At 42.7% G+C, this 26,135-nt stretch carries 22 protein-coding genes; 17 read left to right on the top strand and 5 right to left on the bottom strand.

What is annotated here, in order from left to right; translation table 11 throughout:
* The first annotated feature begins 6 nt into the window (after window positions 1-6).
* The 16 genes from NDJ01_RS23825 (at window position 7) to NDJ01_RS23750 (ending at window position 20,390) form a co-directional block, all read left to right on the top strand.
* A complete protein-coding gene (locus NDJ01_RS23825) occupies window positions 7-801 on the top strand; it encodes a PP2C family serine/threonine-protein phosphatase (RefSeq protein WP_005398381.1) in 795 nt (264 codons plus the stop codon).
* Window positions 794-1,912: a type VI secretion system protein TssA gene (gene tssA / locus NDJ01_RS23820; RefSeq protein WP_170891770.1), complete on the top strand. Its 1,119-nt coding sequence runs from the start codon at window positions 794-796 to the stop codon at window positions 1,910-1,912. Before NDJ01_RS23825 ends, tssA begins: the two co-directional genes overlap by 8 nt.
* A 15-nt stretch (window positions 1,913-1,927) precedes the next feature.
* Entirely contained in the window at window positions 1,928-2,458 is a 531-nt protein-coding gene (gene tssB, locus NDJ01_RS23815) for a type VI secretion system contractile sheath small subunit (protein WP_005396385.1), read from the top strand.
* The gene (tssC, locus tag NDJ01_RS23810) at window positions 2,458-3,951 is read left to right on the top strand and encodes a type VI secretion system contractile sheath large subunit (protein ID WP_005396386.1); all 1,494 of its coding nucleotides are present in this window, start codon (window positions 2,458-2,460) and stop codon (window positions 3,949-3,951) included. The genes tssB and tssC (NDJ01_RS23810) overlap by 1 nt, the downstream gene beginning before the upstream one ends.
* Before the next feature lie 52 nt (window positions 3,952-4,003).
* On the top strand, window positions 4,004-5,515 hold the full coding sequence (gene tssC, locus NDJ01_RS23805; protein WP_048625110.1) for a type VI secretion system contractile sheath large subunit: 1,512 nt from the start codon (window positions 4,004-4,006) through the stop codon (window positions 5,513-5,515).
* A gap of 10 nt (window positions 5,516-5,525) precedes the next feature.
* Complete coding sequence (locus NDJ01_RS23800; protein WP_258587483.1) at window positions 5,526-6,320, top strand: type VI secretion system accessory protein TagJ; 795 nt, start codon at window positions 5,526-5,528, stop codon at window positions 6,318-6,320.
* A 7-nt stretch (window positions 6,321-6,327) separates the two neighbouring features.
* On the top strand, window positions 6,328-6,792 hold the full coding sequence (gene tssE / locus NDJ01_RS23795) for a type VI secretion system baseplate subunit TssE (protein ID WP_012842186.1): 465 nt from the start codon (window positions 6,328-6,330) through the stop codon (window positions 6,790-6,792).
* Entirely contained in the window at window positions 6,789-8,612 is a 1,824-nt protein-coding gene (gene tssF / locus NDJ01_RS23790; RefSeq protein ID WP_124007984.1) for a type VI secretion system baseplate subunit TssF, read from the top strand. The genes tssE and tssF overlap by 4 nt, the downstream gene beginning before the upstream one ends.
* Window positions 8,609-9,574 (top strand): type VI secretion system baseplate subunit TssG, encoded by a 966-nt coding sequence (gene tssG / locus NDJ01_RS23785; RefSeq protein ID WP_258587482.1) that lies wholly within the window; start codon window positions 8,609-8,611, stop codon window positions 9,572-9,574. The genes tssF and tssG overlap by 4 nt, the downstream gene beginning before the upstream one ends.
* Before the next feature lie 10 nt (window positions 9,575-9,584).
* Window positions 9,585-12,152, top strand: a complete 2,568-nt coding sequence (gene tssH, locus NDJ01_RS23780) for a type VI secretion system ATPase TssH (protein WP_258587481.1) — start codon at window positions 9,585-9,587, stop codon at window positions 12,150-12,152.
* 208 nt (window positions 12,153-12,360) lie between these two features.
* A complete protein-coding gene (locus NDJ01_RS23775) occupies window positions 12,361-12,840 on the top strand; it encodes a type VI secretion system tube protein Hcp (protein WP_005375967.1) in 480 nt (159 codons plus the stop codon).
* 48 nt (window positions 12,841-12,888) lie between these two features.
* Window positions 12,889-14,724 (top strand): type VI secretion system tip protein TssI/VgrG, encoded by a 1,836-nt coding sequence (gene tssI / locus NDJ01_RS23770; protein ID WP_258587480.1) that lies wholly within the window; start codon window positions 12,889-12,891, stop codon window positions 14,722-14,724.
* Window positions 14,725-14,735: 11 nt separating this feature from the next.
* A complete protein-coding gene (locus NDJ01_RS23765) occupies window positions 14,736-15,026 on the top strand; it encodes a PAAR domain-containing protein (protein WP_005375969.1) in 291 nt (96 codons plus the stop codon).
* Complete coding sequence (locus NDJ01_RS23760; protein ID WP_258587479.1) at window positions 15,027-15,866, top strand: NAD/NADP transhydrogenase subunit beta; 840 nt, start codon at window positions 15,027-15,029, stop codon at window positions 15,864-15,866.
* A 324-nt stretch (window positions 15,867-16,190) separates the two neighbouring features.
* Complete coding sequence (locus NDJ01_RS23755; protein WP_258587478.1) at window positions 16,191-17,324, top strand: exonuclease SbcCD subunit D; 1,134 nt, start codon at window positions 16,191-16,193, stop codon at window positions 17,322-17,324.
* 9 nt (window positions 17,325-17,333) lie between these two features.
* The gene (locus NDJ01_RS23750) at window positions 17,334-20,390 is read left to right on the top strand and encodes an SMC family ATPase (RefSeq protein ID WP_258587477.1); all 3,057 of its coding nucleotides are present in this window, start codon (window positions 17,334-17,336) and stop codon (window positions 20,388-20,390) included.
* 56 nt (window positions 20,391-20,446) lie between these two features.
* On the opposite strand, the gene NDJ01_RS23745 is transcribed toward NDJ01_RS23750, so the two are convergent.
* Window positions 20,447-20,827: a cystatin domain-containing protein gene (locus NDJ01_RS23745; protein ID WP_005396397.1), complete on the bottom strand. Its 381-nt coding sequence runs from the start codon at window positions 20,825-20,827 to the stop codon at window positions 20,447-20,449.
* Between the two features lie 314 nt (window positions 20,828-21,141).
* On the opposite strand from NDJ01_RS23745, the gene NDJ01_RS23740 reads away from it, so the two are divergent.
* Window positions 21,142-21,675 carry a lipocalin family protein gene (locus NDJ01_RS23740; RefSeq protein WP_256952379.1) on the top strand — a complete coding sequence of 178 codons (534 nt, stop codon included), beginning with the start codon at window positions 21,142-21,144 and terminating at the stop codon, window positions 21,673-21,675.
* A 198-nt stretch (window positions 21,676-21,873) separates the two neighbouring features.
* Here the strand turns inward: NDJ01_RS23740 and NDJ01_RS23735 are convergent, their stop codons facing one another.
* The 4 genes from NDJ01_RS23735 to ltaE form a co-directional block, all read right to left on the bottom strand.
* Entirely contained in the window at window positions 21,874-22,869 is a 996-nt protein-coding gene (locus NDJ01_RS23735) for a succinylglutamate desuccinylase/aspartoacylase family protein (protein WP_258587476.1), read from the bottom strand.
* A 110-nt stretch (window positions 22,870-22,979) separates the two neighbouring features.
* On the bottom strand, window positions 22,980-24,512 hold the full coding sequence (gene yfcC, locus NDJ01_RS23730; protein WP_258587475.1) for a putative basic amino acid antiporter YfcC: 1,533 nt from the start codon (window positions 24,510-24,512) through the stop codon (window positions 22,980-22,982).
* A 203-nt stretch (window positions 24,513-24,715) separates the two neighbouring features.
* The gene (locus tag NDJ01_RS23725) at window positions 24,716-25,036 is read right to left on the bottom strand and encodes a cytochrome c (protein WP_005396401.1); all 321 of its coding nucleotides are present in this window, start codon (window positions 25,034-25,036) and stop codon (window positions 24,716-24,718) included.
* Between the two features lie 79 nt (window positions 25,037-25,115).
* Window positions 25,116-26,120 carry a low-specificity L-threonine aldolase gene (gene ltaE / locus NDJ01_RS23720; RefSeq protein ID WP_139060002.1) on the bottom strand — a complete coding sequence of 335 codons (1,005 nt, stop codon included), beginning with the start codon at window positions 26,118-26,120 and terminating at the stop codon, window positions 25,116-25,118.
* Window positions 26,121-26,135: the final 15 nt, after the last annotated feature.

The raw sequence follows: 26,135 nt of genomic DNA, 5'->3' as shown, positions 1-26,135 counted from the left end.
AGAAGAATGAATTGGAACTATTTTACCTTTGCTAAATCGCACGCAGGAAAAGTACGCCCTTATAACGAGGATGCTCTTTTAGATATGACAGAGCAGCATATTTGGGTTGTAGCCGATGGAATGGGTGGGCATAGTGCTGGCGACATAGCAAGCCAGATGCTAGTGGATAGAATCGCGCGCCATATGCAGGATGTCCCAAATACCAATATCGATGATATCCGGAGTGTGGTTCAAGCCGCGAATTTAGAAATTTATCAATACGCACAAAATCACTTAGACGGTAAAACGATGGGAACAACTCTCGTTTTGTTGTTTATCCAGGACGGGTATTACCACTGTCTTTGGGTCGGTGATAGCCGAATTTACCAGCTTAGAAATGGTCATTTTTCTCAAAAAACACGCGATCATAGTCAAGTTATGGATTTAGTCGATCAAGGGTTATTGGCATTTGAAGATGCTGAGTCACATCCTCTCGCAAATGTTATTACCAGAGCTGTTGGGGTAGATGAGAGTATCACTATTGATCAAGTTTCAGGGCAGTTGGCTGATGGAGACCAATTTCTTCTGTGTAGTGATGGGCTTTCTAAAGAATTAACGAGTGATGAAATTCACCGGACATTGTATGCGGACTCAGTAAATCAAGCAGGATTAGCACTCATGCATTCGGCGTTAGTGAGGGGTGCAAGTGATAACGTTACTTGTGCGTTAGTCAAAGTTCGCCAAGCGCAGACGGAATTTGAAGCAGTAACGAGAGAAGACGCGACGATCCCCGTTTTTCTTAGAGGGAGGTCTTATGAATAGTGAGATGTTCGATTGGTATGAACAAGCGTTGGCTCCTATATCTCAAGAGAATCCCACAGGTGTTGATCCTAGAGAAGATGTCTCGCCACAGTCCGCTTATTACCGATTAAAAGATCAGCGTATGGCTGCGCGAAATGCAGAGCGCAATGCGCTTATAGAAGAAGAAAGCATTTATACCCACAGTAACTTATGGCGTGTATTTATTGAGGAAGTACCAGAGATACTTACGAATCAGTCTAAAGATTTGGAATTTGTTGCTTGGCTTATAGAAGCCCTAACTCGATTGCATGGTTTTCGTGGTATGGGCGTTGGGTACAAACTCGCAACCGAGTTCATCGAGAAGTTTTGGGATGCTCTCTATCCAATGCCTGATGAGGATGGCATTGAAACAAGAATATCGGCGATTACTGGCCTCAATGGTATCGATAGCGAAGGAACACTTATTTTCCCTATTGCTTGTATCCCGCTTACTGACGTAGGCGTTGAGCAAGCGTATGCCTACTGGGAATATCAGCAAGCTATTGAGTTGGAGCGTTTAGATGAAGATAAGCGCCGAAATCGAGTCGATCTTGGCGCTACAGAGCTATCTGATATTACAACTACAGTTAAATCTACCTCTGATGCCTTTTATCGTGAGCTAATCGCTGATCTGGAGTTCGCCACAGAGTCATTTAATGAATTCAGTCAGCGATTAGATGAAGCGGTAGGTGATGTCACTCCTAGCTCTTATATATCAAAAAGGCTTGAATCAATACACTCGGCATTAAAGCATCTCCTTGGAGAGCGTTTTAATCAACCACAAGCTGTGTTTGAAGAACTGGAGGAGGTGGATGAATCTTCTTCTTCGGAACAACAAGTGAGTTCACAAAGTTCTGATGCACTATTAGCGACAAACATGAAATCACGAGAGCAGGCGATTAGACAATTGCAGCTAGTGGCTGATTTCTTCAGAGAGAGTGAGCCTCACTCACCAGTTTCTTACTCCATCGAACAGATCATTCGTTGGTGTGGAATGCCTCTGCCGGAGTTACTGGCGGAACTTATCTCCGACGGAGATGCAAAGAAAAGCTACTTCCGTTTGGTTGGCATAGCAGAACAAAATGAAAATTAATAAAGGGAGAATGGTATGACGAGTATCCACTCGAAACTGTCACGAGTACGGAAGCCTCGTGTCCACATTACCTATGATGTTGAAACTGAAGGTACAACTCTTAAGAAAGAGCTACCTTTTGTTGTAGGTGTAATGGGTGACTTCGCTGGTCAAAACACTGAAGCGTTGAAGCCATTGAAAGACCGCCGTTTTATTCAGATCGATCGAGACAACTTCGATGATGTGCTCAAAAAGATGAACCCATCGGTTAAGTTCAAAGTTGCGAACAAGCTTGCGAACGACGATTCACAGTTTGAGGTGGATTTGAACTTTAAATCAATGCAAGACTTTGAGCCCGCTGCGATCGTAAATCAAGTTGATCCACTGCGCCAACTGATGGAAACGCGTAATAAACTGCGTGATTTGATGACAAAAGTTGACCGTTCTGAAGAGCTTGAAAACATCTTAGAGGATGTTTTGAACAACACAGACAATCTGGCAAAACTTGCGGGCGAGTTAGATCTTGGCAAGAAAGCGAAGTCAGACAGTACTGAAGGAGCGGAATAATGACGACTGAAGCTGAAAAGCAGTTAGATCCAACTGTTAATGAACAAACAACTTCATTTTTAGATCAAGCTATTGGTGCAACTAAGCAGACAGAAGCCTCTCGTGCTGAAGAGCTAATTAAAACGCTCACTGAAGAAGCGATGAAAGGGACGGTTACTTGGAACAAAAACCTAACGGTAACTTTTCGTGAAGCAATTAATTTACTTGATAAACAGATTTCTGATCAGTTGTCTGAAGTAATGCATCATCCTGAATTACAGAAACTTGAAGGTTCTTGGCGTGGTTTAAATTATCTAGTGATGAACTCAGAGACGAGCTCTACTCTGAAAATTCGCATGATGAGTATGACCAAGAAAGAGTTACATAAAGACTTGAGTAAAGCGGTTGAATTTGACCAAAGCCAGATCTTTAAGAAAGTTTACGAGTCTGAGTTTGGCAGTGCAGGTGGTGAACCTTATGGTGCATTAATTGGTGACTATGAGTTTACCAACCACCCAGAGGATATTGAGTCGCTGCGCCTAATGTCAAATGTAGCCGCTTCAGGCTTCTCCCCATTCTTGTCCGCGGCCTCACCAGCACTATTTGGTTTTGATGAGTGGACTGAACTGTCAAAACCACGCGATCTAGACAAGGTCTTTGAGTCGTTAGAATACGCTCAATGGCGTTCGTTCCGTGAGAGTGCTGATTCACGTTTTGTTAGCCTGACTATGCCGAAAGTTCTGGCTCGTTTGCCATACGGACAAGCCACTGCTCCAGTTGAGGAATTTGGATTTGAAGAGTTCGAAGTAGACCCAGTGTCAGGTATTGCTGTCAATGCTGAGCATAATGACTACTGTTGGATGAACTCTTCGTATGTTCTTGGTGTTAAGTTAACAGACGCCTTCTCAAAATATGGATTCTGTACAGCTATCCGTGGTGCAGAAGGTGGTGGTCGAGTGGATAATTTGCCAACACATTTCTTCATGAGTGATGATGGCGATCCTGATATGAAGTGTCCAACAGAGATTGGTATTACCGACCGACGTGAGGCAGAGCTGGGTAAACTTGGTTTCTTACCGCTTTGTCACTACAAAAACACCAACTATGCGGTTTTCTTTGGTGCGCAAACCTGTCAAAAACCGGCGAACCACGAATCTCCAGAAGCAACGGCTAATGCGGCGATTTCAGCACGTCTACCTTACATGATGGCGACATCTCGTTTTGCGCATTATTTGAAGGTAATGGCTCGAGATAAAATCGGTAGCTTTATGGAAGCAGAAGACGTTGAGTCTTGGTTGAACCGCTGGATTCTAGGCTATGTAAATGCTTCAGAGGGTGGTGGTCAAGAGATCCGAGCGAAATACCCTCTAGCAGATGCTCGTGTCCAGGTTAAGGAAATCCCTGGCGCACCAGGTTCTTACAATGCTGTAGCATGGCTTAAGCCTTGGCTGCAAATGGAAGAATTGACGACATCTTTGCGACTTGTTGCAAAGATCCCTCAGTCGGGTGGATAAGAAATGAATTGGCTGGTCGTAAGGCCAGCCATACCAAATCGTTATGTTCTAGATGGAAATAGCAGTGTCACTTAACTTTCGCGATCCCAGTAAGCTAAAGCATGAATTCAGCACAGGAGGCCATGCTGAGCTTGATAGCCCGTGGTTGACTCGATTCAATGAATCTTCTGATCTTGTAGAGGCAGCTCGAATTTGGCTAGAAGGTACGCGTTCAAGAGATTTGGACAGTTTTCGTCATAGTGTGATGAACACGATAAACCGAATTGATGAGCTATTAGAATCTCAATTAAACGAAATAATACATCATCCTGAGTTTCAACAACTCGAAAGAGGTTGGATCGGCGTGAGGTATTTATGCGAACAGGTCGACACTCGATCATCAGACTCCGTCAAAGTCAAGGTGTTGGCGGCAACATGGAATGAAGTCAGTAAAGATGCACTAAAAGCCATCGAGTTTGACCAATCAGCACTATTTAAGCTGCTCTATCAAAATGAATATGGCATGGCCGGGGGAGAACCCTTTGGCGTGGTAGTTGGCGATTATCAACTTCGTTGTGATGCGAGTAAAAATTATTTTGATAGAGATCTGTCTGTGCTCAGCAAGATCTCTCAGTCTGCAGCGGCAGCATTCAGCCCGTTCATTATGTCAGCATCGCCGGAGATGTTTGGTGTTGACAGTTTTTCACAGCTCTCTGCGATAAGAGATATTGCGGCCCAATTTGAACAGGCAGATTACGCAAAATGGCGCAGTCTGAGAGACAACGATGATACCAAATTTATTGGCCTGACTGCGCCGAATGTTTTATTCCGTCAGCCATATAAAAGTGATGGTTCGCGCAACGATCAGTTCGACTTTCAAGAGCATGTCTACGACTCTAATCGTGATTTGCTATGGGGGAGTAGCGCGTATTGTTTTGCGGCCGTATCAATTAGAGCGTTTCAGGAGCATGGGTGGTTTACGCACATGCGAGGCATTAAGCAAGGGGATTATAGTCAGGGTATTATCGTCGCTCCTACTAGGAACAAAATGCGCGTTAATGGCAAGAATGACCGTGAAAGATGCCCTTTAAACTTAAAGATCTCTGAGAGAAAAGAACAAGAGTTGTCTGAATGCGGTTTCATTTCTATTTCTCCTGTACCTGAAACCGATATGGTAGGGATGACCTCGAATGTATCTCTCTACAAGCCTAAGCAATATGCAGAAAAACACATTTCAACGAATGCAAAGCTCACGTCGATGTTGCAATACACGTTGTGTGTGTCGCGAGTCGCACATTATCTCAAGGTTATGGGGCGTGACAAGATTGGTGGATATCAAGATGCAGAAAGCCTAGAGCGAGACTTTCAACGATGGTTGCACCAGTACACTACCGCGTCGGATGAAGCATCTGATGAACTTAGGGCGAAGTACCCCTTAAATGAAGCGAAAATTACGGTTCGAGAGAAAAGAGAAACTCCAGGACACTATTACTCTGTTATCCATTTGCGACCGCACTTCCAGCTCGATCAAATGGTATCTAGCATTAAATTAATTACTGAATTATCACCAGAGCACTTGGTGTAAGGAAATAACAATGACCCAATGGAAAAATGCTTTGTCCCAAGGCCAATTGCAACAAGCTCTAGAGCTATTAATTGATGAAATTAAAGCGGCGCCTAAAGATGCAAGCTTGAGAAGCTCGTTCATTGAGCTGCTTTGCATTGATGGAGACTTCGAGCGTGCGGATGAGCAACTTATTCAATCGATCAAATTGTTTCCTGAGTATCTACCTGGTGCAAGTCAGTTGCGACATTTAGTGAAAGCGGCCCAGGCTAGAAAAGATTTTATCGACGGTGCGGCTAGTGCCAAGGTATTAGGTGACGAGGAATTCACTAAAAAGCTTGTTCGCTTTAACCTCGCTCTCAAAAATCAAGACTATGCAGAAGCGTCACACCTAGCGCATAGCATTGAAGAGCAGCGTACTATTAAAGGCTTTAACATAAACGGTACAAACTATGAAGATGCTAGGGATATTGATGATCGTTTAGGTGGTTACATTGAACTGTTTTCCACCGCGGGTAACTATTTTCTTGTTCCAATTTCTAGCATTCAAGCGCTAGAAATAAAAGCGCCCACCTCTTTATTAGAAAGTATTTGGCGACCTGTAGAGTTTGATATTGACGGACTTGGCGAAGGAGAAGGCCATATGCCATTGACCTATGTTGACTCAGAAACTGACGCACAAAAGCTAGGTCGAGAAACAGATTGGAAACAGCTTGGTGAGCAAGAATCCTTCGTGGGTTTAGGCCAAAAATGTTGGCTAGTTGGTGATTCAGCCCTCCCAATCTGTGACTTGACTACATTGTTAGAGTCGAAACAAATAGCGTAACAATAACATGTCTTTAACCGTTTCTCTGCTCGACAAATTGATGGATAGTGATCCTTCAACTAGAGATGAAAAAGACTTCCCTACGAGCCAACAACAGATGTTGAACAGCTTGCTTAGAGATCTGGAGTCTATGTTAAATAGTCGTATCGGATGGAAAAACATTCCTGATGACCTTTTAGAGGTTCGCTATTCAATATTGAATTATGGTCTGCCAGATTTTTCCTCGATGCCTTATAGCAGCCAAGAGGGGCAGAATCAGCTTTGTGACATTGTTCATGATGCAATTAAAGAGTTCGAGCCTAGGTTAAGGAATCCTTATGTCCAGATTTCGGACGAGAAAAACGCTATTGATAGGGTGTTGAGGTTACAAATTAGCGCCACTTGCTTAATCGATAACAGCATTCATGAAGTGCGATTCAATTCTGAAGTAGAGCCGGTAAATTTAGGTATGAAACTGAGTAGAGCGAAATGAGTGAAGAGTTTCTCAAATACTATAATCGCGAGTTAGCTTATTTACGTCACAAAGGACAAGAGTTTGGGGAGCAGTATCCTAAGATCGCTGCGAGACTCCGTATCAGTGAGGAGCAGGTTGACGATCCACATGTAGAAAGATTGCTAGAAGGCTGTGCATTTCTAACGGCAAGGATTAGACAAAGTTTAGACAATAGTTATCCTCAGTTCACTGAATCTTTGATGGGGCAGTTATATCCGGATTTTCACGCACCAATTCCATCAATGTCCGTCATTAAGATGAACTGCTCTAGCTCCACTTCCTCTTTTTTTGACGTAGAAGAAGGTGAACGAGTCGTTATCGGTGCTCCTGGATACCACGAATGCGAGTTTAGAACCTGTTATCCGGTCAGAATGTACCCTGTTGATGTGACCTCTGGCGCTTTCAAAAACGCACCGCTTAAATCGGTGGGCTCCCAATGGGAAAGCCATGCTCATTCAGTTCTGAAAATCCAGCTCACCGCCCAAGATGAAGAGACATCTCTGAGTGAAATGGGATTAGAACGGTTGCGCTTTTATTTAAACGGGCAATCTCAGTTGACGTTTAAACTTTACCAAATGCTATTTCAAAATCTAATTGGTTTATCTGTCGTTGCGGGTGGCAAAGAAGTCCGTTCTTTAACGAAAAGGCATCTTATTGAAGTGGGATTTTCAGAAGATGAGAAGGTTGTTCCATACAGTAAGAGAAGCTTTTCGGGAGCAAGATTACTTGTTGAGTATCTGCACTTTCCTGAGAAGTTCATGTTCTTTGATATCACTGAACTCGGATTATCAGAGCTAGCTCTTGGAGAGCAAGCTGAACTGTATTTTTACTTTGATACCAATGATGATTGGCTTCCTAAGCAAGTGGATGAAGAGAGCTTGATGGTTGGTTGTGTGCCAGTCGTCAACTTATTTAAAAGTGTTATGGAGCCCAAGCGTATTCTACCAACCGAGTACGATTACCACTTATCACCGCAATACCAGGAAGCCGAGAGTAATGAGGTTGTCTCTATTTCTGACGTAACGTTGAGAAACTGGAACAAAACGTATCACAACCTGCCATGTTATCACGCTGGTGAGCACACGCATTATATGAACGCCAGTGAAATTTATTGGTTGATGAGACGTGAGGATAAAAATTGGGCTGGTGGATACGATGAACCGGGTAGGGAAACTTACATTTCTTTTGTTGATAAAAGGCATCAATTGTTCAGTCCGGAGAGCCGAGAAAACTGGTTAATGTACGTTGAAGCTGAGTGCTGCAATCGTAATTTAGCGCAGAAGCTTCCATTTGGAGGCGGTCTTCCAAAAGTCTCTTTGCCGGAAGTAAATGACAACTTCGAGTCAGTTCGTTGTTTAGTTTCTATATCAGAAACCCTCCGGCCAGAAATGGATGAAAGTACACGATGGCAGCTAACTAAGCTTCTAACTTTAAACCACTTTACCGAAGAAGATGGATTAACAACTTTGAAGCAAACCCTGAATCTCTACGCGTTTTCTGGGACCGCAGAAACGAAAGCGGTAATTGATGCTTTAGCGAAGCTAGAGTTCGAGCCGACTACAGGTAGAGTCAGTCAGAAAGGTAAAGTTGGTTTTGCGCACGGTATAAAAATCATTTTGACGGTTTCTGATCAAATTTTACCTAAAGAGCAAATCTTCCTCCTAGGTAGTGTGCTATCCGTTTACTTTGCACAATATGCTGAAATTAACATTTTTACGCAGCTAGAAATAAGACTTAAGTCAACGGGAAAGCCCTTCCACTTATGGCCTGCATTAACTGGCGATAAGGTGTTGCTATGATCGCGGAGCAATTTTATCGAGATCTAAAGCAACATCCGTTGTTTGAAGCAATTCACCTTATCGAACACGAGATCTTGCAAGCCGAGGCACAAATAGGGACAGATGCTCTACCGAAGCATGAAAAACTAAACTTAAAGGTCAATCCATCGTTAGGTTTTGAAAATGCGCAGCTTTGCGATCTAAAACATATTGATAGCCACAAGCTAGCACTTGAAACCAATTTAATAGGCCTAACGGGTGAGCAGGGGGTGCTTCCTCAGCACTACAGCGAGTTAGCTTTGCATCGTCAAAAAGAAGGCGATACGGCAATGGTGGACTTCTACGATATTTTTAACCATCGTTTACTGTCTCTTTACTATCGATGTTGGCAACTGAGTCAATTGACCGCTCAGTCTCGTGCTCATGCACAGGGATTACGTTCACCTTTAGAAGATTGTAAGTCGGCATTAACTGGCCAGGGTAGTTCGTTGTCCCTGCATTATGGTGGTGTTTTTGCTTCACCGACGAGAAGCAAAGCTGGACTAAAAAGTGTTCTTGAATGTTTATCTGGATGCCAAGTAAAGATTCATGAGTTTCAAGGGCAGTGGCTACATCTTGCAAAAGAAGAGCAAACACGTCTTTCATCTCGAACTATGCCAGAAGGGCAGTTTGCTCAACTTGGTTCCGGAGCATCCTTAGGCTCGAAAGCTTGGAATATAAACGCAGGAACAACGATCGAGTTTCTGCCAAAGCGCAAAGATCTGGTTAGTAAATTACTGCCTAACCATCCAAATGTAGAAATTATTAAACGTGCGGCTTATGAATTTATTGGTAAGCATAAGCAAGTGAAATGGCAGCTCACCACCAAACATAGTTTATTACCTCAAGTTTGTTTATCAAAAAAACATGGTCAGTTAGGTGTTGGTTCTGTACTTAAAAAACATAAACGCACAAAAGATCGAACCATCACAATTACTATTTAAAGGAAACATAATGGCTCCACTCTCACTTTCAGCGTTGGTCGAAAGATTGTCTCCTCAGGCTAAGGAAACACTTGAACAAGCAGCTGCGATGGCAAGCTCTCGAACCCATCACAGTATTGAAATGTCTCACTGGTTAATGACGATTATTCAACATCCTGCCGATATTTATTCAGAAGTTTTCGACGAATTTGATGTCGATAAAATCAAGGTTGAAACTGATCTTCAAAAGACACTTGAAAAATACAAAACGGGATGTCAATCGGTCCCAGGTCTTTCAGCTCACACAGTGACTGTGATGCAAAATGCTTTGCTATCGGCAACGATTGAGTTCAATCAGGAGCAGTTGGATTGCATTCATCTTTTATTTGCCTACTTGTCTGATGATACGTTAGTCAACATGGCTGGTTCGATTAGCCCTGAGTTAAACAAGATAGAACCATCTCGGTTATTGAACTTTAAAGAAAGTAATACGCGTCAATCAGGATCGAATGACCTAGGGAAATCAAACGCGAATTCTGCGCTGAATCAATTTACAACAGATCTTACTGAGCAGGCTAGGGAAGGTAAGATAGATCCGGTTATTGGTAGAGACAATGAAATCCGTTTAATGATCGACATCTTATTAAGACGTCGACAAAACAACCCGATTCTAACTGGTGAAGCTGGCGTTGGAAAAACAGCCGTTGTTGAAGGTTTGGCGCAAAAGATTATTGATGGCGATGTACCTCCTGCTCTACAAAATGTAGCGATTAAGTCTTTGGATCTGGCGTTATTGCAAGCTGGTGCTGGCATGAAAGGTGAGTTTGAAAACAGACTTAAAAACCTTGTGAAAGAAGTTAACGACGCACCACAACCCATTATTTTGTTTATCGATGAAGCACATGGTCTGATTGGTGGTGGGGGACAAGCAGGACAAGGTGATGCAGCGAATATTCTAAAGCCAGCGTTAGCGAGAGGTGAACTTAGAACGATCGCAGCAACAACTTGGGCAGAATATAAAAAGTATTTTGAAAAAGACGCGGCTCTTACCAGGCGCTTTCAAGTAGTGAAGGTCGACGAGCCAGCGCCTGAGCTAGCGATCGAGATGTTACGTGGTTTACTTGACGTAATGGCACAACACCATGACGTCCACATCACTAGCCAGGCCCTCAATGCTGCCGTTCAACTCTCAGCTCGATACATTAATGGCCGACAACTGCCAGATAAGGCTGTGTCTGTTTTAGACACAGCCTGCTCGCGAGTCGCGTTAAGTCAATCGTCTACACCGGGAGGTCTAGATGCGAAAAGGAATAAACTAAAAGCTAAGAAAGCTGAGTATGAGCACCTAAGCCAAGAAAGTCAGCTAGGTGCACCTCTTGATATGCAATTGCAAGAGGTCAGAAAAGAGATTGATGTTCTATCTAGTGAAATAGTTGAACTAGAGATGCTGTGGGAGAAAGAAAAAGAGTGGGTAAGTGAAGCTAAGTCACTTAGAGCTCAAATAATCAAGGAGGGTTCTGAGACTGCTAGGGACAAGTTACAGGAGCTCGAAAGTAGCCTCGCCGCTAACTCGCAGCCATTAGTATTTTCGCATGTCAATGAAGCGCTTATTGCAGAAGTAATTTCAGATTGGACCGGGATACCACTGGGTAAACTTCAGGATGATGAAATCCAAGCTGTACTGAGTTTGAAAGAGAGTTTGTGTAAACGAGTTGTCGGACAGGAGCACGCTTTAGAAGTCATGTCTGAAGTGATAAAAACCGCCAGTGCACAGCTCACGGATGAGACACGACCAAATGGTGTATTTCTTCTCACGGGACCAAGTGGAGTGGGTAAAACTGAATCTGCTTTAGCTATTGCAGAGAAAGTGTACGGCAGTGAAGAGAATGTCACAACTATCAATATGTCCGAGTTTAAAGAAGAGCACAAAGTTTCCTTATTATTAGGCTCTCCTCCAGGTTATGTTGGGTATGGCGAAGGTGGTGTACTTACTGAAGCCGTCAGACGCAAACCTTATAGTGTGATTCTCTTGGATGAAATGGAAAAAGCGCACCCTGGAGTTCAAGATATTTTTTATCAGGTATTCGATAAAGGCTCAATTAAAGATGGTGAAGGTCGCGATATAGATTTTAAAAACACTATTATTATTATGACCGCGAATACAGGGACAGAAACGACGATGTCTTTGTATTCTGATCCTGATTTATCTCCAGAACCTTCAGCACTAAAAGATGCTTTGCGTGACGATTTGTTGGTTGACTTTAAACCTGCATTTTTAGGACGTGTTAATGTATTACCTTATTTGCCTCTATCAAGAGAAGTATTGATAGAAATAACAAAATTAAAATTAGCCAAAGTTACGAATCGAATTCGTAAAAACTACGGCGCTGACCTATTTTTTGATGAAGAACTAATTAATGATATTGTAGACAATAGTGATGAGTCGGGGAGCGGTGCACGTGTGGTACAGACAACCATAGAAAACACATTACTTCCTAAGATTTCTCATGAAATATTGCATGCAATTCTTAATGATAAGACGTTTGATGAAATTATTGTTAAAGGTACAACTAGTGGACTTGATGTCTCAATAGTTTAACATCCTTTACACTCTCAATAATAATTGGGAGTTGGTTCATATTAACTATTATTTTTTATAAAAAACGCTTAAATTAAGTCTTATTTAAAGATATAACAGGGCGTATTTAAAATGAAGTTTTTGATACATTAATCACTAATTATCATCAAACGTCAGATAATTAAATTACTACGATATATGTCAATTAATAATGCTATAGGAGATTAGCATGCAGTCTAATACGTATCTTAAATACGCAGATATTAAGGGTGAGGCAACTGCCGAGCAATATAAAGATTTGATTACACTACTATCTGTAGATTGGAGTGTAGGTCGTGAGATCTCATCATACACTGGTACAGCGATGGACCGTGAAGCGAGCGCTACTCGTCTATATGATTTGACTATCACTAAACTTCAAGACCGTTCTTCTCCTGACTTATTTAAAGAAGCGACAATTGGTAAAGGTAAACCTGCGGTTTTCCATATTACTAAGCAGGGTGAGAAAGTTGAAGAAATCATGAAGATCGAACTGACTGATGCGATGATTTCTAATTACTCAGTTTCTATCCAGGATGATCGTCCAGTTGAAACCATCACTATTTCTTACACTGAAATGATGATGACAGTGACTCCTACTGACGATAAAAACAACACTTCTGCGCCATTGGTATACGGCTACAGCGGTGTTAAAGGTCAACAAATGTAATTTTTATGCGGGGGAATATTCCCCCGCATTTTTTGAAAGAAGTATTTAATGAAAAGAGCAACTCAAGATAACAATTTCATCCGAATTTCCTCTCCATTCGGAAAAGATGCCATCATACTAAACTCATTTGAGTATAGAGAAGAGATCTCAGAACTTTTTTCATTGCGTGCTAAAGCTTACTTTAATGATCAACGAAGTGAGTTAAACGAAATAATTGGTAAAGAAGTAACAATTACCCTTAAAAATAGTGAGGATGTTTCTTCAAAACCTCGTTATATACATGGTTATGTATCTGCTGCAAGATTAGAAGGGCAACGAGTTTCTAATACTCATAATGGTGAGAATTATAAAAATATAGAGTTATTAATAGAGCCTAAATTACGTTTCGCCGATTATAGAAAAAATTGCAGAATATTTCAGCATAAAGATATAAAAGAAATTATCTCCGAAGTACTCTCTGAGCATAGTGTCGCCTTTAGTTTTGAGTTAACTAAGTCGTACCCTAAATACACATACAAAGTGCAATATGAAGAGTCAGACCTTGAATTTGTCCGACGCTTATTGTCAGAAGAAGGGCTATCGTTCTGTTTCACACACACTAAGTCTGTCCACACGCTTAAGATTTTTGACGACATCAGTTTCTATAAGCCGGGTACAGAGTTTTTAGTCGATTTTGATACAGGTACGGCTAAGTCTAGCCATATTTCTTCTTGGCATGAAACCCAAGTTTTGACGACGAAAGCAAGCCAAAAGTCTGGCTATAACATGCTTAAGCCTTCGTCTAATCCTAAAAATACTGCCAAGGGTGAAAGTGATTTTTTTACCGTGCCTGAAAGCGAGTATTTTGAATACATGGGTGAAACGGAAAGCGATGACCAATACGCACTTAGAAACACGCACGCTATAGAAGCACTACAGCAAAACGCATATCTGTGCCGTGGCGAGGCAACGTGTCGAACGTTCAGTGTGGGAAAGTGCTTTAAGTTTAAAAAGCATGAAGATAAGTCTCGAGTCGGCAAAGAATACGTACTGTCCTCCGTTTTTTTATCTGCGGCTGTTTATAATCAGACTGGTCAAGGTGGCACTGCTGCGCAAGGTGTTAAAGTATCATTTAGTTGTGTTGACTCAAAAACAATCCTTCGCCCTTCAGTGAACTATCCGAAACCTCAGATGAAAGGTTTGCAAACCGCAGTGGTAACGGGAAACAAAGATGGTGAAATTTACATAGACAAACACGGTCGTATTAAAGTTCAGTTTCACTGGGATCGTGTTGGTAAATACGATGTAAACAGCTCATGTTGGATTCGTGTTGCGCAAAATATCGCGGGTAACGGATGGGGCTCGGTGTTTCATCCTAGAGTAGGACAAGAGGTCATCGTCGAGTTTGTCAATGGCGATCCTGACCAGCCAATTGTTACGGGGTCACTGTACAATGGTAGTCAACTCCCTCCCTACACGTTACCAGAGCAAAGCTCTCAAAGTGGTTATAAATCGCGTTCTGTACAAAAAGGCACATCTAATTTTAATGAGTTGCGCTTTGATGACAAACCCGGTGAAGAACACATCTATCTTCATGCCGAAAAACTTTTCCAAATGCTAGTTGAAGACTGTGTTGATATTGCCGTTGAAAACAGTAAAACCGAAAAAGTGACGAATGATGTCAATCAAGAGATTGGCAAGAATGCGACCTTGAAAGTGGGTAAAAACTTTTCTAATGAAACGGGTGAAGTGTTGTCTTTTAATGCAGGAAAGAGTATTGAGATCAAAGTCGGTGGCGCTTCGATTCAGATGTCTAGTTCCGGAGAAATCAACATCAAAGGCAATAAAATATCTATTAACGGCTCTGCTATCGCTCTTAAAGCTGGGCAAATTTCATTGAACTAAGGTGATTTAAAGTGGGTAAACCAGCCGCAATATTGGGCAGCTTTCATCTTTGTCCTAAAAAAACAGGAAAAATTCCTCATGTAGGTGGCCCCGTCGTAGTTGGCTCGCCAAACGTGACAATTGGCGGCATTCCAGCGGCTAGGCAGGGAGATAAGCTTATCTGTATAGGTCCTCCGGATAGCATCTCAGCAGGCTCTTCTAGCGTTACAATCAACGGTAAGCCGGCGGCAAGGGTCGGGGATTCAACGTCTCATGGTGGTAAAATTCTGTCTGGCATGCCTACGGTTTTAATCGGAGGCTAGATGCCACTCGCATTTCAAACTCATCTTCTTGCCATTAATGGCAGGCCATACACTGTTCGTGATATAGCTAACGAATGTTTTAGATTGCCCGCAGAAACACCAAGATCCTATCCTGATCAATCACTGTATGAGCAGATATTAAATCTTGTGCGCTCTAAGCGTGAGATACTGGAGCAAAGTGATATCAAAGGGAATATCTGTGTTCTTTTACCGTCTTCGGTAGATAAAAGCTTGCTTAAGGCATTGATAAACGAGTTTTCTCTTATCCTTGGTAACTCTGCTAATAGAGAAATTTATTTTTATCCTTATGGTCAAGCGGCGTTCTTGATGGCGCTAAATCGGATAAACCGTGAAGTTAACGAAACACAAGCAACTTGGATACTGGCTATAGAAATTGCTCGCGATGCAGAAGAGCATGCCAAATCTCAAAACTCGATCATTTTGACGAAGTGCTTTTTTCAACAGTCCGGCCTTGTTACTGATGATGTTCGAATTGATTTAGATACCAAACAACAAAGCATTGCTGTCGATAAAGTGTTCAAACAACTTGGAGTAGGGTGTGATCACTCACTTAGTGAGTTGCATTTATCCATTGATGGAGATGAGCCGCGATGGTTAAATGCTATGCAACTCTTGTCTCCCTGGGTGACCGATCAAACTCAGTATCAATTTATTGATGTTAAACTAGGAGGGCTGGGCGCATGCGGAGGTGTTTTAAAAGTGTTAATGATTGAGGGGCATCAAAGAAGTAGCCTCAACTCAGACTTCCACGTTTTGCAAGCTGATATCGAGCCATATGGTTATACGGTGGGAGTTCTATACAATTGGCATAACGAGTAGTTCTGGATCTAGTTTGTCCCTTCTAAACGTTGGCTTTTAATGGTTTAAATGTGACGGTTATGTTTACTCGAGACCATCACTTAATGTTGCTTAAAAGGTGTTTATACAACGTTCTTCTCGCTTTCCGGTGAAATAGTGAACCATAGAACATAAACTACATGAAAAGCTGTTCGACTCAAGATATCCTAACCCAAATTAAATAAATTGAGCTTTGGTTTGTGCCAGATTCAGCCAGTCACGTAATACTCTGATGTTTACACGGCTGAAATTCGGATTCTTGCAGGAGCAAACCTTGCTTAAAGATTTGGCGGAAAGTGAATTCGAATGAAGTTTATCCACACCTCAGATTGGCATCTTGGTCGACAATTCCACAATGTATCACTACTCGAAGATCAACAAGCAGTACTCGAACAACTGATTAACTATATTGAACACAACCCCGTCGATGCCGTTGTAGTGGCGGGAGATATTTATGACCGTTCGGTGCCACCAACGGTTGCAATAGAACTGCTAAATCGAGTCGTGAAGCGTATTTGTACTGAACTGAAAACACCGATGATATTGATATCTGGCAACCATGATGGTGCAGAACGATTAGGTTTTGGCTCAAAGCAAATGAAAAATGCAGGCCTTCATATTGTTAGTAACTTTGAAGATATGCTAACTCCCATCATCATAAAAACGGACTCTGCGGGTGAGGTAGCGTTTTATGGCATGCCTTATAACGACCCTGAACAGGTCAGATTTGCCTACAAAACCTCGGTATCAACTCATGATGAGGCACATCAACTGCTTGTAGAGCAAATAAGAGAGCATTTCATTTCAGAGCAAAGGCGTGTTCTCGTTAGCCACTGTTTTGTTGATGGTGCTATTGAGTCTGACTCTGAACGACCACTATCTATTGGTGGCTCTGATCGCGTAAGTCATGAGCATTTCTTAGATTTCGACTACGTCGCACTTGGTCATTTACATCAGCCTCAGAAGAAAGGCGCAGAGCATATCCGTTATTCTGGTTCACTTATGAAGTACAGTTTTGGTGAACAGAACCAGAAGAAAGGCTTCACGTTAGTCGAACTAGACAAGAAAGGATTTGTCTCTGCTAAACATATTGAGCTAATTGCCCCTCATGAAATGCGCATTGTTGAGGGAGAGCTAGATAAAGTCATAGAGCAGGGCAAGACTGACCCTAAAAATGAAGATTATTTGTTAGTTCGTTTGATGGATAAACATGCGATTTTAAATCCAATGGAAAAGCTTCGTTCGGTGTATCCAAACGTTTTACATCTTGAGAAACCGGGTATGTTAATTGGGGTAGAGCAGGAAATGGCGCAAGCAAAGTTGGCCCGAAGCGAAATTGATATGTTCCGAGACTTTTTTATTGAGGCACAAGATAGTCAATTATCCCAAGAGCAAGAACAAGCCGTTACTGACATTATTAAGCAATTATCACAGCAATAGGGACCAAAGATGAAACCAATTAAACTTACCATGCAAGCCTTTGGTCCGTTTGCAAAAACCGAAGTCATTGACTTTGAAAAGCTTGGCCGTAACCCTCTGTTTTTGATTAATGGTCCTACAGGCTCAGGTAAAACGTCGATCTTAGATGCCATTTGCTTTGCCCTTTACGGTGAAACTACCGGTAATGAGCGGCAAGGCATCCAGATGCGATGTGACTTATCGGCGCAAGACTTACCAACCGAAGTCGTTCTAGAATTTTCGTTACATGGCAAACAATACCGAGTTGTGCGATCTCCAGAGCAGGAAGCGCCCAAAGCGCGTGGTGAAGGGATGACGGTAAAAAAGCACACTGCGGCTCTTTATGAACTCGGCGAGACCGAAAAGCTCATCACTAGCAAGACGACTCAAGTTAAAACAGAAGTGAGCAATATTATTGGTTTGAATGAAACGCAATTTCGCCAAGTAATGGTATTGCCTCAAGGAAAATTCCGGGAGCTGTTGCTTGCTAGTTCTAAAGAGCGCGAAGAAATTTTTGGTCAGCTCTTTCAAACGGACATATATAAAAAAATTGAGTACGCGCTCAAAGATAAAGCGAGCGCAATCAGTAAAGCGAAAGATGAATTTGATAATCAAATTCGAGGCGCTTTACAAGTTGCAGGAGTGAGTTCAGAGCAGGAATTATTACACCAGCTTGAACAAGCAACTGAGCAGCTAGAGGTCGATAGAAAGAATGAACAAGCTTCGTTAGATAAGCTAAATGTTGCTAAATCTGAATTGCAAAAAGCGGAAACTATTAATGGAGAGTTTTCGAAACGAGAGCAAGCAGAAAACGCACTCAAGCTGCATCTAGAACACTCAGACTCGATAAAAGTTCGTCAACAGCAATTAGAAAATGCTAAAAATGCCAATAAGATAGAATTACCCTACGTCTCATTACAAAATGCAAAAACTCAAACTCAAGAGCTCAGACAAAAAATCGTAGCTTTGAAAGAGAGTCTTGATAAAGCCAATGCTGTTACGAAAGAAAAAGAAAACTTGCAGCAAAGTGCAAAAGAAGCCGCGGCAAAAGTCCCACAGTTAACGCAACTGCAGTATCAACTTGAAAGCATGAAAGACAAGTTGGTTGAAAAAGCCAACTTGGAAAGCAAAATAACGGCAGGTCATCAACAAAAACAACAATTTGAAGCAACGTTAAAACAGTACATAGAGCTGAAAGACAAGTTAGCGTTACAGGCGCAACAGGGCCAGAAAGAACTAGAGCAAGCCCGAGTAGATGTTGCGCTTGTTGGCAGCATCAATGCGGAAATAAAACAAAAACAACGACTACTACAGGATCTACAAAAGCTGCATGGTCTTACTTTGGAGCTCTCTAAACTCACGGCGTTAACCGTAAGCAAGCAGCAGTCATTACAGGAAGCCAGTCAGCGCTATATGCAGTGTCAACACGCCGCTGATACCATAGAGCTTAAGTGGCACAATGCTCAAGCGGCAGTATTAGCGCAGCGACTAAAGGCAGGTGAAGCATGTCCGGTATGTGGCAGCCAAGCGCATCCTAACCCTGCAACGTTTGTTGAAGAAATCGTTACAAAAGAGCAAGTTCAGGCGGCTAGAGCGAAAGAAAGAGAAGCTCAAGCATGGTTGAACCAGCTAAGTAATCAGCTAGAGCAACATAACGTTGTCATTAGTCAGTATCAGAATCAATGTAACCAGTTGAAAGAAGAGCTTGGTGAGCATGCAGCATCTGAGATCTCGACGGTTCAAACTGAGTTGCAGGCGCTTAATGATCAACTTCTACGTCTACAATCTATTGATATTGAAAAGCTAGAAAAGAACGTTGAACAGCTTAATCAACGCTGCTTAGTGGGTGAAAATAAAATTCATGAGCTGCAGAATCAAATGGCGGCAAATGAATCAACCGTTCAAGCAAACCAAGAACAATTGACTCAGTTACAAGCTTCTGTCGATCCAAAATACAGTTCCGTTGGCGCGCTTGAGCTCGAAATTACGCTCACAAAAGAGCAAATTCTGACCTTGAATACAGGTTTAGAAAATGCGCAAAACGCTTTGCAGCAAGCGGTATTAGCGCAATCGAATGCTGAAAGTCAGTTAGTGACGAACAAGCAGTGGCTATCTGAGTCAGAACAAAAGCTTAGCCAAGCAGAATTAGCGTGGAATGAGGCATTACAGGCGAGTAAATTTGAGGATGAAAGCAGTTATCTAAATAGCAGAGTGACAGATGATGAGCTTCAAGCGTGGCAGAAAGAAATAGACAACTTCAAACAGACACAAACCAAGCTTGAACAAACACTACATGATTTAAACCATGCATTGAAAGCGCTTGAAAGACCGGACTTGGATTCGCTTAACGACAGCTTAACCACTCTGCAAGCGCAGTATATTGAAGTAAGGAATCAGCTCGATACCACGCGCTCAACCTTTGAGCGAATTGAAAAAGTTCGTAAAGATATTGCTACGCTGCATGAGAAAAATAGCAAGTTAGAAGAAGAGTACAAAGTGTTTGGTACGTTATACGACGTTGCCAGCGGTAAAACAGGCAGCAGGGTTAGCTTACATCGCTTTGTTCTTGGTGTACTGTTGGATGATGTATTGATTCAGGCCTCTCAACGTTTAAGCCTCATGAGTAAAGGGCGCTATATCCTTGCTCGAAAAACAGAGGGCTTCAAAGGCGCTGCGGGTCGCGGCTTAGATTTAATGGTTGAAGATGGCTACACAGGAAAAACACGTGATGTTGCGACACTTTCCGGTGGTGAATCGTTTATGGCAGCGCTCGCTTTGGCGCTTGGCTTGTCGGATGTTGTGCAATCCTATAGTGGTGGTATCCGTTTAGACACTTTATTCATTGATGAGGGGTTCGGTAGTTTAGACCCAGAATCTTTGGATCTCGCCATTCAAACGCTAGTGGATTTGCAACAGACTGGACGCATGATCGGTGTTATTTCTCACGTTTCTGAGTTAAAAGAACAAATGGCGCAGAGGATTGATGTTGAACCATCAAGAGTCGGTTCGATAGTATCGGTCAAATCTCAATGTAGCTTCGCTGTCTAATTCAGTTGCTATCACAAAACCCAAAGCCCCTATCTAGGGGCTTTCTTACTTAATCGCTACTGTTCGCAAAAGTGGCCTTCTTTTGGCGATTGGGTAATCGCATACTCACCATCTAGGTTGCGATAAACAACTGTATTCCAAATAGAGCCATCATCCAATTCAAACTCAATGGCATAGTTGACGCCGCTAACGATTTGCGCGTGAACGTTCAGTATTTGTTTGAACGACGCTATTGTGTCCATTCTTTTCAAAACAAAAGCCATTGCCTTTTGTGCATCAGGGGTAGCATTAAACTCATTCCACCCACCTGGCATGTTTCCTTGTGTATTACATACATCTGCCGAGGTTGTTAATTGTGTCGCTTGGCTTGGGTTTTCCTGCTGGCAACCTGCAAGCAATACCAAAAGTGCACAAACTGACACTGTTTTTAATTTCATAACAATAACCTCTGTCTATATCGCGACGTATTATAGGAGGGTGATATGACAGCGTATGTCTATATTGTGCAAAGTTTCTATATGCATACGGTTAAATTCTGACAAAATATACAAGTATGACCAACTTGTAAGTCAAACATAGAACAATATTGTTAGGGAATTGCTGACATAACGAGGTTTTGGTGTTCAGCATGCTATTGATAATGAAGAACTGTGATGTGTAGCTACGTACCTTTGGGACAGTGGTGCGACTTAGTGATCGATTTGCTACCTTCTACAGTAAAATCAATCACTAAATCAAATTTAGGTGTTGTATGAAATCGCTAAAAACATTATTACTTTTATCACTTGTAACTTTATTTGGCTGTACCTCTAAACCTGATGGGGTGGAGCCAGTTAACAATTTTGATTTAGAGCCTTATCTAGGCAAGTGGTACGAAATCGCACGGCTCGATCATTCGTTTGAGCGTGGTCTATCCAACGTTACGGCCGAGTATCGGCTTCGCAAGGATGGTGGGGTTAAGGTGACAAACCGCGGATATTCAGAAGAAGAGCAACAGTGGTCCGAAGCTGAAGGTAAAGCTTATTTTGTTGAAGACGAAACGGTTGGGCACTTAAAAGTCTCCTTTTTTGGGCCAATCTATTCTTCTTACATTGTGTTTGAGCTAGGTGAAAACTATGACTATGCGTTTGTCTCCGGTTACAACCACGACTACTTGTGGCTATTGTCTAGAACACCCAACGTTGATGAGAAAATCCTGGAGCGTTTTAAGCAGGTTGCTAAAGAGAAAGGTTTCGCGTTAGATGAGCTAATTCTCGTTGATCAAGAGAGTGGACGACAGTTTTAAGTTCATCAATGTGACTTCTAAAATCAACAGAAGCGAAGTTTCTGTCTAGCGGTTTTGAGTTTTGCTTGGAATGTTTTTGTTACCTTGTAACCTCATGTAATCAAAAATATAGCCCCACCATTTGTGATTACTCGTGATGGGGCTTATATAAATTTGAGTGAGCGTCGAAAGGTAGATCTATCGACAAACGGTTATGGTTTACTTAATCAAACGAACGATCAGAGAGCCAGGCGCCCGAATAGATTCCACATTGTGGCTGAGCACTGTACCACTTGTTGGGGCAGTGTAGCGCTCAACTTCAGTGCCAAAGCTGTCGTATTGAATAGCAACCATTTGGCCTTGCTCGACAAAATCCATCAAACCAACATGAGGTAGTACAAAGCCGCCATGTGTCGCTTTCACACTGACGATCTCGTTTCCTTCCAAGCATGAAGTGATAGGCTCTATCTCACCTTCTACGACGTTATGCTGCTTCAACACATTAAAAATGCCTGATACGGTTCGACTAATGAGTTCTTGCTCTGTGTAGCGCCCCATACCCACTTCAACCGTAATGCTTGGGACACCATGGTTATTCCAAACTGTTTCAAGGACGCCGGCATCTCCAGGATCATTTAAAATCGCATCAGGATTAATGAGACGAGCCATTTCTAATGATTGCTCAATTCGGAAGTCTGCAAACACGTATAGTGGGTAGGCCGCACCACTGGTTTGAGTGTGAAGGTCAATGGCTAAATCAGCATTTGGCTTGAGCAGATCATTCCACAATGCATATAAGTAGCGTTGTGCCTCATTGCCGTTTTGGTCACCAGGGAAAAAGCGGTTTAAGTTTGCAGGAGACGCATCCGGGTCTGCGGAATAGAAATCGCGGCTGTGGTTTAGCATACCTGGCATGTTAACGGTTGGAACAATAGTGACAGTACCAGCGACTTCAGTGCCGATGAGCTCTCGAGCAGTTTTCTGCGCTGCTAACACACCATTGTACTCATCACCATGAACCCCTGCGGTGATCATGATTTTCTTGCCAGGTTTTTCACCTTTGAACACTAGTACAGGTAGGTGTTGCCACTGAGAGAGAGCATTCGTTGCGATGCGAAACCAGAACTTATGCTCGCCCGAATTTAGGTCTGCTACATTGAGAGATTGAATCACTTGATGACCTTGAATCACGTCATCGAGAAATTGTGTTGCCATTAAAGTTACCACTCCAAAATCATAAGCTAATCTAAAACCTTAGCGTCGTCATACGATGAATATTAATAAGGCGAGAACATGTCTCGCCTTAATTACCAATTGGTTTCGTTTTACGCAAAACCCATCATATGAGCTGCGATAACGACGATACTTGATAGGGTAAAGAGTAATAGAATAAATCGCCAGCAGAATTTTGCCCAGTCACCCCAGTCGATACGGCAGACACCAAGCGTTGCCATGAGAGATGCCGAAGTAGGGACGATAACGTTAGTAAAGCCATCGCCAAGTTGGAATGACAAAACTGCGACTTGGCGCGTAACTCCTGCAATGTCTGCCAGAGGGGCCAGTAGAGGCATCGTTAGTGCCGCTTGTCCAGAGCCCGAAGTGACGAAGAAGTTGAAGATAGATTGGAATACATACATTAACCATGCCGCAGCCACGTCAGGAAGCCCGCTAATCACGCCGCCAGCGCTGTTTAGAATTGAATTCAGTACACTCGCTTCATCAGTTGTACCACCACCAAGGATAAGCAATACACCTTTTGCACAACCCACTAATAGGGCAGGTGCAAGCATAATAGCCGCCCCCTCTTTAAACGCATCGGCTGCGCAGTTGAGCGTCGTACCGTTTAAGCGAAAAATCGTACCGATGATCGCGACAACAAAGCCCATAGTGAAGAATTGAGAAGCGATTTCTGGGATGTACCATGCGTTAGCGACCACGCCCCAAACAACCCATACTGTGGTTGCAATAACCGTAAGGATAACGAGTGTGTCACCTAGGTTCCAACGAGAATCTTGATTGCCAAGCTCTTGCTGACGGAAGTATTTGTCTGTGCGGTGACTGTAAGAAAGTTCTGGGTTTGACTTCACGCGAGCGGCGTAGATCATGGTGAAGGCGATACCGATTAACGTAAAGCCAGCCCATAACCCCATGCGCACTGTCATGCCGGATAAAACAGGTACTCCCGCAATACCTTGTGCAATAGCAACAGAGAAAGGGTTCATCCAAGAAGTAGCGAAGCCAATTTGAGTCGCAACATAGGTCACCATTACCGTAGTGATACCATCATAACCAAGGCGAACCATAAGCGGAGCGATAATAATCGCAAATGCTACGGCTTCTTCACCCATACCAAATACCGCACCGCCCAGAGAGAACAGCAAAAATAGCACTGGAATGAATAGCGCTTCGTTACCTTTGGTCTTATCGATAAGGCGCAAGATACCGTTGTCGATGGTGCCTGTTCGCATTACAACGCCGAAAGCACCACCGATAACTAACATGAACATAATCACGCCGATCGCGCTGCCCCATTTAGAGCCTGAAACTAGCCCTTCGAAAGGGAAGTTCATGAGACCAATGCCACCACCAGAAGCAAACAGGCCAACCTTGTTGTAAACCAATTCACCGTTTTCGTCGGTTGCATAAGAGAAAGAAGATGGATCGATAACCGTGCGAGTTTTTTCTGCACCATCGACCATATAAGTCACTTGCTGACTGTCAAAATGGCCAGCAGGAATTAAGTAGGTAAGAATCGCAGCGAGAATACCAACAATGAAGATCAAAATGAGGGTATCTGGCATCTGCCATGATTTGGGTGTAGCAACCGAGTCTGCTGGTTGCGCATGTGTGTGAGACATAACTTACTTCACGTTAAATTCAATGAAGCATGAAATATCAATAAACCAGAATAAAAAGTCAATATTAATGGGAATATCGGACTATAAATTCATCAAATATTTGAAGTGAAGTCATTGTGATTATTTTACAAGCAAAGTTTGGTTAAATGTTTTGGCTCGGTTCGGGGGCTCACAATCTCTTGTTGTGAGCCGAGATAAACAAATCATTTGTCTTGCGTCTGTTCTGCATAAAATGCAGCAACATCACGAAGATCCTCATCATTTAACATTCTTAACTGTGCGCCCATCATTTCAGCAAGCGGTCCTTTACGCTCGCCTGCTTGGTAAGACTTCATCGCATCGTATAGATACTGGGCATTTTGACCTGCAAGATTTGGATAGGCATCATTACCTGCGACGCCTGTTGCACCATGACAATAGACGCAGCTAGGGGATTTGATTTTACCTTTATCAGCGTCTCCAAAAGGCGCGGCATGGCTAGCGGAAGAGAAAATAAGAGAAGTTAGAAGTACAAATCTGAACATGAAGATTGTCTATTCGCTAAAAAGTCATATCGATACAATAAAGCTTCCCCTTAGGGGAAGCTCAATGATCAAAATCAAACTAAAGCAGAGATTTAATGCTTGATAAGAAATTGTCGATATCTTGCGCTGAAATGTCTTTATGAGTCACGAAACGAATAGGGTTTCCAGGTGTTATCGTAATATTTTGTTCCTTCAGTTTCGCAGCGATACTTACTATGTCCACTTGAGGATCAAGCTTCGCGAACACGATGTTCGTTTGAACAAAATCAGGGTTGACTGAAAAACCAGGCAGTTCTGCTAAACTTTCTGCTAAATTTTTTGCGTTGATATGATCTTGTTTTAGCTGTTCCACTTGTTCGGTAAGGGCAAGTTTGCCTGCTGCGGCAAGAATACCCGCTTGACGCATACCACCGCCGACCATCTTTCTTAAGCGACGTGCTTTTGCGATGTACTCTTTGCTACCAAGCAGTAACGAACCAATAGGGGCAGCCAAACCTTTCGACAGACAAATCGTCATTGAATCAAAATACTGACCGATTTCTTTTACCGAAACATCTAAAGCAACCGCTGCATTGAATACTCTTGCGCCGTCGAGATGCATCTTCAAATTGTTCTTATTCACGAAGTCACGAGCTTCTGCTAAGTAAGACAGAGGCAGCACTTTGCCATTAATCGTGTTTTCTAAGCTGAGCAGCTTGGTACGAGCAAAGTGACAATCATCTGGCTTAATCGCCGCTGCCAGTTTATCAAATGGGAGTGTGCCATCTGGGTTATTTTCGACTGGTTGAGGTTGAATTGACCCAAGTACTGCTGCGCCGCCAGCTTCGTACTTGTAGTTATGTGCTTGCTGCCCACACAGATATTCATCTCCGCGTTCACAATGCGCCATTAGGCCGAGCAGATTGGCTTGCGTGCCTGAAGTGGTAAACAAAGCTGCTTCGAATCCTGCAAGCTCTGCGGCAAACTCCTCAAGCTCATTGACCGTAGGGTCATCACCATAAACATCATCCCCAACGGGGGCCTTAAACATGGCCTCTCGCATGGCTTGGGTAGGCTGTGTAACGGTATCTGATCGAAAATCCATGAATGTCTCCTTGGT

The organism is Vibrio sp. HS-50-1, assembly GCF_024747315.1.
In the GTDB taxonomy this organism is placed as follows: domain Bacteria; phylum Pseudomonadota; class Gammaproteobacteria; order Enterobacterales; family Vibrionaceae; genus Vibrio; species Vibrio diabolicus.
Note: the sequence above shows the minus strand (reverse complement) of the source record. Positions and strands in the feature narration are given on the sequence as shown.

What these genes read in the sequence shown, in the direction of transcription:
- NDJ01_RS23800 (WP_258587483.1), top strand. Translation starts at nt 5,526, where the DNA reads ATGACCCAATGGAAAAATGCTTTGTCCCAAGGCCAATTGCAACAAGCT.
- tssH (WP_258587481.1), top strand. Translation starts at nt 9,585, where the DNA reads ATGGCTCCACTCTCACTTTCAGCGTTGGTCGAAAGATTGTCTCCTCAG.
- NDJ01_RS23755 (WP_258587478.1), top strand. Translation starts at nt 16,191, where the DNA reads ATGAAGTTTATCCACACCTCAGATTGGCATCTTGGTCGACAATTCCAC.
- NDJ01_RS23760 (WP_258587479.1), top strand. Translation starts at nt 15,027, where the DNA reads ATGCCACTCGCATTTCAAACTCATCTTCTTGCCATTAATGGCAGGCCA.
- tssE (WP_012842186.1), top strand. Translation starts at nt 6,328, where the DNA reads ATGTCTTTAACCGTTTCTCTGCTCGACAAATTGATGGATAGTGATCCT.
- tssF (WP_124007984.1), top strand. Translation starts at nt 6,789, where the DNA reads ATGAGTGAAGAGTTTCTCAAATACTATAATCGCGAGTTAGCTTATTTA.
- NDJ01_RS23735 (WP_258587476.1), bottom strand. Translation starts at nt 22,869, where the DNA reads ATGGCAACACAATTTCTCGATGACGTGATTCAAGGTCATCAAGTGATT.
- tssC (WP_005396386.1), top strand. Translation starts at nt 2,458, where the DNA reads ATGACGACTGAAGCTGAAAAGCAGTTAGATCCAACTGTTAATGAACAA.
- NDJ01_RS23750 (WP_258587477.1), top strand. Translation starts at nt 17,334, where the DNA reads ATGAAACCAATTAAACTTACCATGCAAGCCTTTGGTCCGTTTGCAAAA.
- tssB (WP_005396385.1), top strand. Translation starts at nt 1,928, where the DNA reads ATGACGAGTATCCACTCGAAACTGTCACGAGTACGGAAGCCTCGTGTC.
- tssG (WP_258587482.1), top strand. Translation starts at nt 8,609, where the DNA reads ATGATCGCGGAGCAATTTTATCGAGATCTAAAGCAACATCCGTTGTTT.
- NDJ01_RS23725 (WP_005396401.1), bottom strand. Translation starts at nt 25,036, where the DNA reads ATGTTCAGATTTGTACTTCTAACTTCTCTTATTTTCTCTTCCGCTAGC.
- NDJ01_RS23740 (WP_256952379.1), top strand. Translation starts at nt 21,142, where the DNA reads ATGAAATCGCTAAAAACATTATTACTTTTATCACTTGTAACTTTATTT.
- ltaE (WP_139060002.1), bottom strand. Translation starts at nt 26,120, where the DNA reads ATGGATTTTCGATCAGATACCGTTACACAGCCTACCCAAGCCATGCGA.
- NDJ01_RS23775 (WP_005375967.1), top strand. Translation starts at nt 12,361, where the DNA reads ATGCAGTCTAATACGTATCTTAAATACGCAGATATTAAGGGTGAGGCA.
- NDJ01_RS23745 (WP_005396397.1), bottom strand. Translation starts at nt 20,827, where the DNA reads ATGAAATTAAAAACAGTGTCAGTTTGTGCACTTTTGGTATTGCTTGCA.
- tssI (WP_258587480.1), top strand. Translation starts at nt 12,889, where the DNA reads ATGAAAAGAGCAACTCAAGATAACAATTTCATCCGAATTTCCTCTCCA.
- tssA (WP_170891770.1), top strand. Translation starts at nt 794, where the DNA reads ATGAATAGTGAGATGTTCGATTGGTATGAACAAGCGTTGGCTCCTATA.
- tssC (WP_048625110.1), top strand. Translation starts at nt 4,004, where the DNA reads ATGGAAATAGCAGTGTCACTTAACTTTCGCGATCCCAGTAAGCTAAAG.
- NDJ01_RS23825 (WP_005398381.1), top strand. Translation starts at nt 7, where the DNA reads ATGAATTGGAACTATTTTACCTTTGCTAAATCGCACGCAGGAAAAGTA.
- yfcC (WP_258587475.1), bottom strand. Translation starts at nt 24,512, where the DNA reads ATGTCTCACACACATGCGCAACCAGCAGACTCGGTTGCTACACCCAAA.